The 13652-nt window shown below is 71.6% G+C and carries 13 protein-coding genes; 4 read left to right on the forward strand and 9 right to left on the reverse strand.

Annotated elements, in window-relative coordinates:
* Window positions 1–83 precede the first annotated feature (83 nt).
* Window positions 84–542, reverse strand: coding sequence for an Lrp/AsnC family transcriptional regulator (locus ACWGQ1_RS02975; protein WP_136028652.1), 459 nt, complete (start codon window positions 540–542; stop codon window positions 84–86).
* A gap of 72 nt (window positions 543–614) precedes the next feature.
* Between ACWGQ1_RS02975 and ACWGQ1_RS02980 the strand changes: the two genes are divergently transcribed.
* Both ACWGQ1_RS02980 and ACWGQ1_RS02985 read left to right on the forward strand, forming a co-directional pair.
* Complete coding sequence (locus tag ACWGQ1_RS02980) at window positions 615–2054, forward strand: DUF6421 family protein (protein ID WP_452312299.1); 1440 nt, start codon at window positions 615–617, stop codon at window positions 2052–2054.
* 105 nt (window positions 2055–2159) lie between these two features.
* Window positions 2160–2819, forward strand: coding sequence for an SDR family NAD(P)-dependent oxidoreductase (locus tag ACWGQ1_RS02985; RefSeq protein ID WP_452312300.1), 660 nt, complete (start codon window positions 2160–2162; stop codon window positions 2817–2819).
* A 61-nt stretch (window positions 2820–2880) separates the two neighbouring features.
* Here ACWGQ1_RS02985 and ACWGQ1_RS02990 read toward each other — a convergent pair whose 3' ends face one another.
* Complete coding sequence (locus tag ACWGQ1_RS02990; RefSeq protein WP_452312301.1) at window positions 2881–4350, reverse strand: MFS transporter; 1470 nt, start codon at window positions 4348–4350, stop codon at window positions 2881–2883.
* A 61-nt stretch (window positions 4351–4411) separates the two neighbouring features.
* Between ACWGQ1_RS02990 and ACWGQ1_RS02995 the strand changes: the two genes are divergently transcribed.
* Window positions 4412–5479 (forward strand): threonine aldolase family protein, encoded by a 1068-nt coding sequence (locus tag ACWGQ1_RS02995; protein ID WP_136033116.1) that lies wholly within the window; start codon window positions 4412–4414, stop codon window positions 5477–5479.
* Window positions 5480–5485: 6 nt separating this feature from the next.
* On the opposite strand, the gene ACWGQ1_RS03000 is transcribed toward ACWGQ1_RS02995, so the two are convergent.
* The 7 genes from ACWGQ1_RS03000 to ACWGQ1_RS03030 all read right to left on the reverse strand — a co-directional run bounded on the left by ACWGQ1_RS03000 (window position 5486) and on the right by ACWGQ1_RS03030 (window position 12866).
* On the reverse strand, window positions 5486–6208 hold the full coding sequence (locus tag ACWGQ1_RS03000; RefSeq protein WP_206252835.1) for an FCD domain-containing protein: 723 nt from the start codon (window positions 6206–6208) through the stop codon (window positions 5486–5488).
* 14 nt (window positions 6209–6222) lie between these two features.
* Complete coding sequence (locus tag ACWGQ1_RS03005) at window positions 6223–7665, reverse strand: aldehyde dehydrogenase family protein (protein ID WP_452312302.1); 1443 nt, start codon at window positions 7663–7665, stop codon at window positions 6223–6225.
* 1 nt (window position 7666) lies between these two features.
* Complete coding sequence (locus ACWGQ1_RS03010) at window positions 7667–9052, reverse strand: glutamine synthetase family protein (RefSeq protein ID WP_168443068.1); 1386 nt, start codon at window positions 9050–9052, stop codon at window positions 7667–7669.
* The gene (locus tag ACWGQ1_RS03015; RefSeq protein WP_136033124.1) at window positions 9037–9801 is read right to left on the reverse strand and encodes an SDR family NAD(P)-dependent oxidoreductase; all 765 of its coding nucleotides are present in this window, start codon (window positions 9799–9801) and stop codon (window positions 9037–9039) included. Before ACWGQ1_RS03015 ends, ACWGQ1_RS03010 begins: the two co-directional genes overlap by 16 nt.
* 32 nt (window positions 9802–9833) lie before the next feature.
* Window positions 9834–10607, reverse strand: coding sequence for a gamma-glutamyl-gamma-aminobutyrate hydrolase family protein (locus ACWGQ1_RS03020; protein ID WP_247637687.1), 774 nt, complete (start codon window positions 10605–10607; stop codon window positions 9834–9836).
* A gap of 14 nt (window positions 10608–10621) precedes the next feature.
* A complete protein-coding gene (locus ACWGQ1_RS03025) occupies window positions 10622–12106 on the reverse strand; it encodes an APC family permease (RefSeq protein WP_136044473.1) in 1485 nt (494 codons plus the stop codon).
* Between the two features lie 154 nt (window positions 12107–12260).
* Window positions 12261–12866 (reverse strand): DUF4916 domain-containing protein, encoded by a 606-nt coding sequence (locus ACWGQ1_RS03030; protein WP_136033130.1) that lies wholly within the window; start codon window positions 12864–12866, stop codon window positions 12261–12263.
* A gap of 72 nt (window positions 12867–12938) precedes the next feature.
* Between ACWGQ1_RS03030 and ACWGQ1_RS03035 the strand changes: the two genes are divergently transcribed.
* Window positions 12939–13619: an alpha/beta fold hydrolase gene (locus tag ACWGQ1_RS03035; protein WP_452312303.1), complete on the forward strand. Its 681-nt coding sequence runs from the start codon at window positions 12939–12941 to the stop codon at window positions 13617–13619.
* Window positions 13620–13652 lie beyond the last annotated feature (33 nt).

The following is a 13652-nucleotide window of genomic DNA, read 5'->3' on the forward strand; positions in this document are numbered from 1 at the left end:
GGGTCAGCGGGCGGTCGTTCGACGGCGCAGACCGCGGCGACGCGACGCGGATGCCGGCCGACGGTGCGCGCTGCGGCGGTGGGCTACTCCCCGGCGCCGACCGGGATGATCGGGCGGTGCTCGTAGTAGGTCTGCAGCACCACCGTCGTGCGGGTGCTCACGTTGGCGGCGAGCCGGACGTCGCGCACGAGCTGCTCCAGGTCGCGGGGGGTCGGAACGCGGACGAACAGCATGTAGCTCGCCTCTCCCGCGATGGAGTGGCAGGCCTCGATCGCGTCGAGGTGCTCGAGAAGCTCCGGCGCGTTGTCGGGCTGGGCGGGGTCGAGCGGGGTGATCTCGATGAACGCCGACAGCGGAGTGCCCACCTGCTCCGGATCGAGGATCGCTCGGTAGCCGGAGATCACCCCGCGCGTCTCCAGGCGGCGCAGGCGGGACTGCACGGCGGAGACCGAGAGGCCGACGGCCTCGGACAGCTGGGACAGCGTGGCGCGGCCGTCGCGGGAGATCGCGGCCAGGATCGCGCGGTCGACAGAATCATCCATAGCTGTAAGATTATCGTCAGGATTCCGTATTCGCCGGAATCTTTCCGTTAAACACTGCGATCGGAGGTTCCGATGTCCCTCGTTTCCGCCAACAGTTCCGCTGTCCAGGCCATCGTCGGCGAACCCGAGGTCGTCGAGGACGCGTCGACCGCGGAGCAGTCCGCCGCCTGGACCCAGCTGAAGTCGGCCGCCATCGCGCTGCGCGAGCTGCAGATCAAAGACGGCTCGATCCCCGAGGCCGCGCACCACGACGACGCCCGCGCGCTCGTCGGCGCGATCACCGCGAGCATCCAGGCCCTTGCCCCCGCCTTCCCGCACGATGCCGACTACCTCGCCGCGTCCGTCGCCGACTTCGAGCGGTGGGCGTCGGAGGACTTCGGCGTGCCGGACTTCCTCGACTCCCTCGTGGCCTTCCAGCCGCAGCAGCACCGCATCGACGGCATCCGCCACCTCGTGGTCTTCCCGATGTACACCCAGAACGGCTCCAGCGACCGCCTGGTCGAGGCGCTGATCGTCGAGACCATCTGGCCCGAGTTCATCGCCGCGCTCGAGGCCGGCGACTACGGCAACAAGTTGTTCGTCTCGCTGCGACTCGTCGACTTCACCCCGGGCTACGACACCAACTCCGCCGTGCTGTTCCCCGAGACCGTCGCCATGCGCGAGATCCCGACGTTCACGTGGGGCGCCATCTTCCAGGACCGCGAGGCCGCCCGCTACCGCCGGGTCGTCCGCGCCGCCGCCGGGATCACGAACCTGGAGCTGCCAGAGCGCGCCGCCGCGATGCTCGACGACCAGGAGATGGCCGAGAAGACGTTCGTGATGTGGGACATCATCCACGACCGCACGCACATGCGCGGCGACCTGCCGTTCGACCCGTTCATGATCAAGCAGCGGATGCCGTTCTTCCTCTATTCGCTGGAGGAGATGCGCTGCGACATGACCGCGTTCCGCGAGTCGGTCAAGATCGAGCGCGCCCTCGACGCCCGCGTGGCGGCGGGCGAGGAGCTCACCGAGACCGAGCGCGAGATGCACGAGTACGCGCACCTGGTGCAGTACGCCGTGATCTTCGACCGCATCTTCCGCTTCGCGATCACCGGCACCCGCGTCCGCAACTACGACGCGGTGGGCGGCCAGCTGCTGTTCGCGTGGCTGCACCAGCGCGGCGTGCTGCACTGGACCGACACGGCCCTGGCGTTCGACTGGGACAGCGTGCCCGACGCGGTCGTGGCGCTGGGTGATGCGATCGACGACCTGTACTGGCACTCGATCGACCGTCCGAAGGTCGCGCACTGGCTCGCCGCCTACGACCTCGTGCGCGGCACCCTCACCCCGCACCCCGCCTCGCAGTGGGCACGCGGACTCTCGGACGAGATCCTCGCCGGCGCCCCGAAGGGCTACACCGACGCGGTGATGGACGACGAGTTCCCCCTGTCGATGTTCTTCGAGACGCTCGACAAGAAGATGATGCCCGTCATCGAATCGACGGTCGGCATCCGCGGCACGGACGACTGATCCCCACCGCCACCGTTGTGACGCTGGGGCGCACAGCCTCTGCGGCCGGAGACCCGAATCCGGGTCCGGCCGCAGAGGCCTTCTCGGCAGGAGGAGAGTGATCGCATGACCGACACCACGCCGCACGGACCGCGCGGACGCACCGTGCTCCTGGCCGGGGCCACCAGCGCCGCGGGACTCGCCGTCACCCGGGCCCTGCACGACGCCGGCGCGCGGGTGGTCGCGACCGGCCGCTCGGCCGAGCGCCTCACCCCTCTCGCCGACGCGGGAGCCGAGACCCGGGTGGCCGATGCGACCTCCCTCGCGGAGATGACCGCGCTCGCGGAGCAGCTCGGACCCGTCGATGCCGTGGTGCCCCTGGTGGGCGGCTGGCGCGGCGGCGGAGGTCTCGCGGGACAGAGCGACGAGGACTTCGACGCGCTGCTCCCGGCGCTCGAGGCGGTGCGAGCCACCAGCCGGACGTTCGATGCGGCCCTGCGCGCCTCGACGGCCGGGCGGTTCGCGGTCGTGTCGTCGACGGCGGTCGCGCGCCCCCTCGCCGGTGGCGCGAACCACGCGGAGGTGGAAGCGGCGAGCGAGGCGTGGACGCGCGCAGGTGCGCACAGACATGCGAAGAACGCGCGCGACGCCGGCGAGCCGCTGCGCGCCGCCGCGGTGGTGTTCCGCGCGAAGGCGCTCGACCCCGCAGCCCTCGCGGCCCGGGTCGCCGCGCTGTGGGAAGACGACGCGGCCGAGCTCAACGACCGGATCATCGACCTGGGCTGAGCCTCTGACGTCGGGCAGGCTGCGGACGCGCGGGCTGCGGGCGGGGCTGCGTCCGTGTGGGTCAGCGGGACTCGGGAGGGATGCCGCGGACGACCGGGGGCGCATCGGGGTGATGGCCGTGCGCGCGGCCGTCGCGCGCGTCGCCCGTCTCCTGCCGCTCACCGAGAGGATCGTGTGCCGCGGGGCCGGTGCCCTCGTCCGTCGCGTCGGGCGCCTGATCCGGCGCCGTCGCGTACAGCTCGGTGAGGTGACGGTACGACCGCGTGAAGAACGCCAGCGTCGCCGCGACGACCATGATCAGTCCGGCGAACAGGCAGATGAGGGCGATGCCGCGCGCCTCGCCCTCGCCGAGCAGCCACTCCCACTGCCGCTGCCCCTCGGCGGTGTCCATGTAAGGGATCACGACGTACTCCGCGATCGGCGCGATGAGGAAGGCCGTGATCGGGGCGGCCGCGGCCTCCATCGCCGCCGCCGTGCCGAACACCCGCCCCTGGCGCGTGAACGGCACGACCTTCTGGATGACCGTCTGCTCCGCGGCCTCGACCGGAGGGACCAGCGCCATGTACACCCACATGCCCAGCACGTACAGCGGCCACCACTCGCGCAGCATGAAGATCGCGCCGAGGAGCCCCATCGCGATCACCACGAGCAGCATCGTGCGCACCGGTTTCTTGCCGAGGCCGAACTTCGCGACCAGCCCGCCGCCGATGAGGAAGCCGGTGGAGGAGAACGCGAGCGCGAAGCCCCACATCTGCGCATCGAACAGCGTGAGGCCGTACGGGTCCATGAGCGCCATGTAGACGCCGCCGATGAGGTTGTTGAACGTGGAGAACACGATGAGGGCGAACAGCCCGGGCGCCTGCCGGATGGCCTGCACACTGCCGCGGAAGTCGACCGCGCTCTTCGCCTCGGGGTCGACCTCCGGCTCGGACTCCGGGATGCGGATGAACAGCAGGTGCGCGAAGGTGAGCGCCATCGCCACGATCGCGATCCCCAGCGTCCACCCCATGCCGAGGAACCCGATCGACAGGCCGGAGAACACGCTCGTGACCAGGAACGCGATGCCCTGCACCGTGCCCACCAGGCCGTTCGCGTTGGCCCGCTTCTCCTCGGGCACCAGCAGTGTCACCGTGGTGGACAGCGCGATGTTGCGCAGCTGCTCGATCACGCCGCCGAACAGGATGATGCCAGAGAACAGCCAGAACCACGGGCCGCCCAGGTCGAGCAGCGCCGCCTCGGGCTGCCACACGTAGAGCACGCCCGCGATCAGGAACGCCACCGCCGAGATGACGCTCGACAGCAGCATGACCCGGTGCTTGCGGTGCCGGTCGACGATCGTGCCGAAGAACATCGCGAAGAACGCGACGAACAGCATGTAGGCGCCGCCGATGATCCCGGTGGCCAGCACCGACCGCGTCTCGATGTACACCCAGAACGTGAGGGCGAACCAGAGGAAGCTCGTCGTCACGTTGGCGATCAACGTGTTGACGAGGACGTTCGCGAAGGCCGTCTTCGCCGCGGTGCGCTCCATGGGTTCGAGGGTAGGGCGGGGCTCGGACATCCGGTAGGGGAACCGCGATTAGGCTTGACCGGTGAGCATCCCCCATGACCCCGCTCTGCGGGGCTTTGCCAGCGACAACTACTCCGGCATCCACCCCGAGGTCCTCGCCGCGATCGCCGCCGCGAACGGTGGCCACCAGGTGGCGTACGGCGAAGACGCCTATACCGCCCGCCTGCAGGAGGTCTTCCAGCAGCACTTCGGCGAGGGCGTCCAGGCGTTCCCGGTGTTCAACGGGACCGGCGCGAACGTCACCGGCCTGCAGTCGATGCTGCCGCGCTGGGGTGCCGTGATCGCCGCATCGACCGCGCACATCAACGTCGACGAGGGTGGCGCGCCCGAGAAGATCGGCGGCTTCAAGCTGCTCACCGTGCCCACCGACGACGGCAAGCTCACCACCGAGCTCATCGACCGCGAGGCGTGGGGCTGGGGCGACGAGCACCGCGCGCAGCCGCTGGTCGTGTCGATCACGCAGTCCACCGAGCTCGGCACCCTCTACACGGCCGACGAGATCCGCACGATCGCCGACCACGCGCACGAGCGGGGCATGAAGCTGCACCTCGACGGCGCCCGGCTCTCCAACGCGGCCGCCGCACTCGACCTCCCGCTGCGCGCCTTCACGCGCGACGTCGGCGTGGACGTGCTGACGTTCGGCGGCACGAAGAACGGCGCCATGCTCGGCGAGGCCATCGTGGTGCTGAACCCCGCCGCCGCCGACGGGCTGCCCTACGCCCGCAAGTTCAACATGCAGCTGTCGTCGAAGATGCGCTTCGTCTCGGCGCAGCTGATCGCGCTGCTCGAGGGCGACCTGTGGCTGCGCAACGCCCGGCACGCGAACGCCATGGCCGCCCGGCTCCGCTCCCGCATCGAGGCGGGGCTCGCCGACGGTTCCGTCGCCGGTGTCGAGTTCACCCAGCCCACCCAGGCCAACGGCGTCTTCGCGACGCTGCCCGAGGGCGTTGCCGACCGGCTGCGCGACGTGTTCCGCTTCTACGACTGGGACGCGGCCCGGCGCGAGGTGCGGTGGATGTGCGGCTTCGACACCGAGGAGTCCGACGTGGACGCCTTCGTCGACGCGCTCGGACGCCTCACCACCGCCTGAGCGGTCTCAGTGGTCGACCACGCGCGTGAACTCCTCGCGCGTGGTGCGCAGGTGCGCGCGCATCGCCGCATCGGCCGCGTCGGCGTCGCCCCGCCGCACGGCGTCGAGGATGCGCTCGTGGGCGTGCCAGCTGGACTCCTTCACGAAGTCGAAGCTCATCAGGTCGACGGGCTCGAACATCCGCACGCGCGCCTCTTCCACCGCGTCGCGCACGAACGTGTTGCCCGACGCCGCGGCGAGCGCGAGATGGAAGTGCGTATCGGCGATGCGGGACTCGGCCTTGGTGGCCGCCCCCGCCAGCTCGCTCTGGGCGAGGGCCATCGCCTCCAGATCCGCCGTGCTGCGTCGCGCCGCCGCGAGCGCCGCCCCACCGGACTCGACGATCTCGCGGAACTCGGTGAGCTCGCCGATCTCGGCCGAGCGCGTGCGCACCTCGTCGCGGATGAGCCGCGGATCCAGCGCCGCGTCCTGGACGATCGCCCCGCCGGACGCTCCCCGGGTGATGACGATCTGGCCGCTCCCCTCCAGGATGCGCAGCGCCTGCCGCAGCGTCTCGCGCGAGACGCCGAGCTGCTCCGCCAGACGCCGCTCCGGAGGCAGGCGGTCGCCGGGGCGGATGCGGCCGAGCGCCATCTCCCGGCGCAGGAACCCCGCCACGGCCTGATAGCCCGACACGGGGTGCAGCACGGCGCGGGAGAAGTCGTGCGGCGCGTCGTCACGCTCGCCCATGGCCACTCCTCCGGTCAGAGGGGAAGACCGGCGCGGTCCGTGCCGACGACCTGCTTCCCCGTGAAGAAGTCAAGCACATCGTCGTCGCCGTGCCCGCCCAGGCCGCTCGCGCCGAAGAAGCTCTGCGCGGAGGCCGGCGACATGTCGAGCACACTCGTGCCGTTGACCTTCACCTCGCCCGCGACCAGGCGGGTGCCCAGCGCCGCGGCCCCCTCCTGATCCGCCCCGAACACGTAGCCGGCGAGGCCGACCTGGCCGGTGTTCGCCAGGCGCACGGCCTCGTCCTCGTCGTCGTAGCCGCCCACGAGCAGCATCGGCCCGAACACCTCGTCCGCGAGCCCCGGGCCGTCGAGCACCGCCACCGTGGGGGCGAAGAACCATCCCCGTTCCGGCACCGCGGACACCCGCAGCAGCTCGGCGCCGGCGGCCGCCAGCCGCTCCCGCTGGTCGTCGAGCTCGTCCCGCCGGGCGGCGAAGGCCACCGGGCCGACCTCGGTCGCGTCGTCGAGGCTGGATCCGATGGTCCGGCGGGCGAACGCCGCGATGAGCAGACGGGCCAGCTCGTCGCGCCGGGCGCGGTCGACCAGCACTCGACGCGGAGCCTCGCACCACTGCCCCGACAGCTTCAGGACGCCGTCGGCGAGCGCCTCCGCCGCCTGCTCCAGGTCGGCGTCGGCCCGCACGATCGCGGCGTTGTTCGAGCCGAGCTCCAGCTGCAGCCGGGCGAACCGGGGCGCGGCCGCGGCGGCGATGGCGCGGCCGGTCGGCGTGGAGCCGGTCATCGAGATCGCGGCGATGCGCTCGTCGGCGACCAGGGCACGGCCGATGCCGCCGCCGCCCTGCACGAGTCCGACAACACCGTCGGGAATGCCCGCCTCGTGCACGCCCTCCAGCAGCAGCTGCGCGCTCCACGGCGAGAACGACGAGGGCTTGAGCAGCACGGTCGCTCCGGCGGCGAGCGCGAACGCGGTCTTCTTCACGGCCATGGCGCTGGGCGCGTTCCACGGCAGGATGAGCGCGGTCGGTCCCCACGGCACACGGTGCAGTCGCACGCCGCCCTGCTCGGCGGGGAGCTCCGCGACGTCCCCGCGGACGACGGCTCGGCGGGCGGCGTCACGCAGGGTCGCGCCGTTGGCTCCGCCGAAGAGCCGTGTCACCGCGAGCGGCACCCCGCTGTTGAGCGCGTCGAGGCGGGCGATCTCCTCGGCACGGTCGTCCAGCCACGCGGCCAGCGCCCCCAGCCGGACCGCGCGCTCCTCGGGGGCGAGTCCGCGCCAGCGGCCATCGTCGTGCGCCCGACGGGCGGCGGAGACGGCCCGGTCGACCTGCTCCAGGGAGCTGGAGGCGGTGGGCACGAGGGGCTCGCCGGTGTTCGGGTCGTGCAGCCAGGAGCCGTCGGCCTCCGGACTCTCCTCGGCGACGCCGCCGATCCAGGTGCGCAGGGCGGGGAAGGTCATCTCAGATCCGATCGAAGTAGCGGTGCAGGTCCCAGTCGGTGACGCGGGACATGAAGGTGGACCACTCGTGGTCGAGCAGGATGCGCTGATGCGAGATGAGCTCCGGCGTCAGCAGCTCCTGCACGAACGCGCTCTCGGCGAAGAGCGCTCCCGCCTGCCGCGGGTCAGCGGGCATGGCGCCGTCGCCGGGGAGGTCGTAGGCGCTGCCGCGCACCGGATCGCCGAGCTCGGCCCCCGTCCGCATCCCGTCGCGGGCCGACGCGAGGATGCCCGTGAGCGCGAAGTACGGGTTGGTGTCGGCGCCGGGCAGGCGGAACTCGAACCGGAGCGCCTGCGGCGAGTGGCCGACCACACGCACCGTGGTGGTGCGGTTGTCGAAGCCCCAGGTGCGCCCGCTGCCGGCGACGTCGGTGGAGTTGCTGCGGCGGTACGAGTTGACCGTCGGGGCGTACCACGCCATCAGCGCCGGCGCGTGCTCCAGCGCCCCGGCGATCGCCGAGCGCATGCGGGGGCTGAGGTGATCGGGGTCGGAGTCGTCCCAGAAGAGTGCCGTGCCCTCGTCGTCGACGAACGACACGTGCACGTGGCACGACGAGCCCGGCTGGTCGTTGAGCGGACGCGCCATGAAGGTCGCCGACATGCCCGCCCGGGCGGCGGTGTCACGCACCGCGAGCTTGTACAGCGCGTGCCGGTCGGCCATCTCCAGCGGGTCGCCGTACTCGAACGTCATCTCCCACTGCCCGAGACCCCACTCGCTCTGCGCGGCCTCGACGAGGATGCCGCTCGCGCGCAGGTCAGACCGCAGCCTCTGGAAGAACGGCTCGTAGAGGTTGCCCTCGTGGATCATGAAGTCGGAGGGGGTGAGGGTCGTCGGATCGAGGTCGCGGAACCCCGAGCGGCGCAGCTCCCGCGGGTCGTTGCGGAACAGGTAGAACTCCAGCTCGGTGCCCGCGAGCGGCGTGAGACCGAGGTCGCGCAGGCGCGCCAGCTCCTGCTTCAGGATCACCCGCGGCGACAGCGGCATCGGCTCGTGCGTGTGCACGTCGACCGGGTCGGCGAGGCAGATCGCGACACCCTCCAGCCACGCCGCAGGACGCAGGGTGTCGAGGTCGGGGAGCAGCGTGACGTCGGGCACGCCGTTGTGCATGCCGCACAGGGCGAAGCGGTTCTGGTCGATCAGCTCGAGCCCCTGATCGATGTCCCACGCCCACGCGCAGGTGCAGATGTCGACACCGTTCGCCACGACCCGGCCGAAGCCCTCGACGGGGATGCGGCGACCGACGAGCCGACCTTGGAGGTCGGGCGTCGCGACGATCACGGTGCGGATCCCCGCGGCCTCCAGTTCGTCCGGCGCCAGGCGCACGTCGTCGATCATCGCGTCAGCCACCCTCCGTCGACGGGGAGCTGGATGCCGTCGATCCAGGACGCCTCGTCGCTGAGCAGCCAGGATACGGCCGCGGCGATGTCGCTCGGCAGGCCCACCCGTGGCACGAGCAGCCGCTGCTTCATGAACTCCAGCGCCTCGGGGCTGGTGACGCTCTCGTAGTCGAAGAAGTCGGTCGCGATGGGGCCGGGGGCGACGCAGTTGACGCGGATGTTCTTGGCCGCGAGCTCGACCGCGAGCGCCTTGGTGAGCATGGGCACGCCGCCCTTGCTGGCGTTGTAGTGCGGCTGCGCGGTGCCGGTGCTGGTCACCACGACCAGTGCCTCCACGGTGGAGAGGTTGACGATGGCGCCGCCGCCCGACTCGGCGATGAGCGGCGCCACCTCCTGCGCCACGAGGAACTGGCCCTTGAGGTTGATGTCGAAGACGAAGTCCCACGCCTCCTCGGTCAGCGTCTCGAACGAGTGCTCGGTGACAACGCCGGCGTTGTTGACGAGCAGGTGCAGGGCTCCCCACGCCTGGGCGGCCTGCGCGACCGCGGCGCGGATCTGCTCGCGCGAGCGCACGTCCACCACCGCCGCGAGCGCCGTGCCTCCGGTCGCCTCGATCAGGCGCACGGTCTCGGCGGCGCCCTCGGCCGAGACGTCGGTGACGAGGATGCGTGCCCCCTCGCTCGCCAGGCGGAGGGCGGTCTCGCGGCCGATCCCGGATCCTGCGCCCGTGATGAAGGCGTTCCTGTCTGCGTGTCGCATGGTGTCTCTCCTTGTTCGTGCGTCTGCGGCGCCTAGGCGACGCTCTCGGTCGCGGGGGTGGGGGCGACCGCGGTGTGCGCGGACGCCTGATCGACGAGCCAGTCGAAGACCGGGTCGCCGCCGAAGGTCTCGGGGTGCCACTGCACGCCCACCACCGGCAGCCCGTCGAGCTCGATCGCCTCGACGACGCCGTCGGGCGCCCAGCCGGTCACGGTCACCCCGGCGCCGGGGGTGTCGACCGCCTGGTGGTGGAACGAGTTCACGCGGGTGCTCTCGCCGTAGAGGCCGTGCACGACGCTGCCCTCTGCCGTGCGCACCTCGTGCACCCGGTGGGCGCGGGGGTAGGCGTACGAGCCGTGCGACTCGCCCTCGCCCGCGGCGAGGTGCTGATGCAGGGTACCGCCGCGGACCACGTTGAGCAGCTGCGCTCCCCGGCACACCCCCAGCAGCGGCAGCGCGCGCTCGATCGCGGCGAGGATCAGGCCCGACTCGAACTCGTCGCGTTGCGGGTCGACGAGGGGCGTGAACGGGCCGGGGGTCTGCCCGTACCGGCGCGGGTCCACGTCGTCGCCGCCGACGATGACGACGCCGTCGAGCCGCGCCACGAGTTCGGCCGGGTCGGCATCCATGGGCAGGTGCACGGGCAGGCCGCCGGCGCGGAGCACCGAGGTGGCGTACTCGCTGAGGTACGCCTCCAGCGGGGCGTCGGCGAAGCCGTACGGGGCGCCGATCGCCGCGCCGCTGGTGCGACGACCGGAGATGCCGATCAGGGGCCGGGGCAGGGCGGGGAGACTGATGATGTCCATCCTTCGGTTCGGGGTCAGGCGTTCTCGTCGAAGCGCCGCACGATCTGGGCGTAGGCCGCCGGTGCGCTCGCCCGCATGATCGCCGCCTGCACCAGGCCGATCACCGGGGCGATGATCACGACGGCGACGAGGGTGATGCTGATGACGCCCCACGCCGGGTTGCCGTCGGCGTCGACATCGCTGACGAGCAGCGGGAAGTTCGCGGCGATGAGCACGGCGGACACCGCGAGCCCGAGCAGGCCGAGGCCCGGGGCGATCACGGTGTGCCAGGGGCTGCGCAGGGCGCGGGTGCGGGCGAAGTACACGATCACGGCGAGGCAGGTCACGGCCATGAGGATCACGATCGCGAGGGTGCCGATGCCGGCGAACCAGGAGAAGATGTTCTCCGGCGCGAAGCCGAGGATGGCGAGCAGGGCGATCGCGACGCCCGAGGTGGCGACCTGCACGAGCGAGGCGACGTGGGGCGATCCGTGTCGGGTGTGCACGCTGCCGACACGGTCGGGCAGCACGCGGGCGTTGGCCATGGCGTGGTGGTAGCGGGTGAGCACGTTGTGCAGCGAGAGCACCGCCGCGAACATGCTGCCCAGGAACAGCAGGGCCACGGCGACCGAGCCGACCGGGCCGAGGTACTGCTCGGTGACGCGGGTGATGAGGGTCGTGGGGTCGGCGGCGGCTTCGTCGATCACGTCTCCCTCCCCCACGCCGACCACCACGGTCCAGGCGGCGAACGCGTAGAAGACGCCGATCACGATCGCGGAGGCGTAGGTGGCGCGCGGGATGGTGCGCTCCGGCGTGCGCACCTCGTCGCGGTACACCACCGTGGACTCGAACCCGATGAAGCTGGCGATGGCGAACATCAGCCCGAGCGCGGGTGCCCCGGAGAGCACGTTCTGCAGGACGAACGAGCCGAAGGTCACGCCGTCGGCTCCGCCGGTGACGAGGATGACGAGCCCCAGCAGGACGACGATCCCGATCTCGGCGAGCAGCACCACGACGAGCACGCGCGAGCTGAGCTCGATCTGCCGGTACCCGAGCGCACCGACCAGCGCGACCGAGACCAGGGTGAGCAGCCACCAGGGGATCTCGGGTCCGCCGAGCAGCGCGATGCTCGATGAGATGGTGGCGCCGAGGTAGGAGAACACCGCGATCTGCACGGTGGTGTAGCAGACCAGGGCGAGGTAGGCGGCGGCGAGGCCGGGGGTGCGACCGAGTCCGTGCGTGATGAACACGAAGAAGGAGCCGGCGCGGGGCAGGTAGCGGCTCATCGCGGTGAGGCCAACGGAGAAGAGCAGCAGGATCACGGTGGCCACGAGGAACATGACCGGGAAGCCGATCCCGTTGCCGAGCAGGTAGCCGATCGGCACGATGCCGCCGACCACGGTGAGGGGCGCGGCGGCGGCGATCACCATGAAGGTGACGGCCACCGCCCCGAGGTTGCCGCGGAGGTTGCGCTCGCGGGGTTGTTCTGCGGAGGGCGACGTCGTTGTCGAAGCATCCATGTCGAAGCATCCTTTGCCGATTGGATCAATGGTCTAATCTTTAGCCCATTGATCGGCGACAGCGCAAGACTTTTCCACGGACCGGCGATCATCCCCGTCCGCCGAGGCACGACGAACAGCGCGACGCCCCGCTCCCGGGGCCGTCAGCGCGCGGTCAGCGCAGCAGGCCCAGGCTCGCCAGGGCGTGCCGGATGAGCGTGCCCCGGCCACCCTCCATCTCGGCGGCGACCGCGTCGGACGCGGCAGCCTCGGGCGAGAACCAGGTGACCTCCAGCGCGTCCTGCCGCGGCTCGCACGTCCCGGTCACCGGCACCACGAACGCCAGCGACACCGCGTGCTGGCGGTCGTCGTGATAGGCACTGACCCCGGGGATCGGGAAGTACTCCGCCACCGTGAACGGCAGCGGCTGCGGGGGAAGGAGCGGGAAGGCCATGGGCCCCAGATCGTTCTCGACGTGACGGAACAGGGCGTCGCGGATCGTCTCCCCGAAGCGCACGCGACCCGACACGATGGTCCTGGTCATCTCCCCCATCGGCGTGGAGCGCAGGAGGATGCCGATCTCCGTGACCTGACCGGAGCCGTCGGTGCGGACCGGGATCGCCTCGACGTACAGCATGGGAAGGCGTCGACGCGCCTCCTCGAGTTCCACGTCGCTGAGCCAGCCGGGGTTCGCGTCCGGCGCCGGCGGAGTGACGTCGCGGAACGCGCCGAGGCCCTCGTCGTCGGGCTCCGGATCGGGATCGGGTGTGCGCACCGCCATGCGTCCTTTCTATCAGCACCCTCCGACGAGGGACACCGGCGGCGCGTCGGTGTCGCCTGGCAGGATGACGGGGTGAGTGAGATTCTGACGATCGACGACACCGCCACCCGCTGGTCGACGGCGGAGCGCGCCGGGCTCCCCCTCGTGGTCCTGCTGCACGGGTACGGCGCCGACGAGCACGACCTGTTCGGGCTCGTCCCCTACCTGCCCGGCGGACCCGCCGTCGCCTCTGTCGCCGCACCGCTCGCGCCGCCGTGGCCCCAGCCCGGACGCTCCTGGTACCCGATCGAGGGCCTGGACGGGCGCAGCTCGACCGCCGTGACGCTCGCGGCGGAGGCGTTCCTCCGCTGGCTCGACGCCGCGGCGGGCGACGCCCCGTCGGTCGCGCTGCTCGGGTTCTCGCAGGGCGCGGCCGTGTCACTGCAGGCACTGCGGCTCGCGCCGGAGCGCTTCGACGCCGTGGTCGCACTGAGCGGCTATGTCGCACCGGAGCCGCTGCCGGGCGACGACGCGCTGACGGAAATCCGGCCCCGCGTGTTCTGGGGGCGCGGCACGCACGACGACGTGATCCCTCCGGCGCTCATCGACCACACGGCCCAGTGGCTGCCGTCGCACGCCGAGCTGTCCGGCCGCGTGTACAGCGGCCTCACGCACAGCATCTCCGAGGACGAGCTCGGCGACGTGCACCGCTTCCTCACGACCTGGGTCGACGGGATCGACGCGGATCAGGCGGAGGGGTCCCGCCCGTCCTGACCGCGCTCCCCCGCACTCCCGGGCTCCCCCGGG

This window comes from Microbacterium sp. NPDC055599, assembly GCF_053618975.1.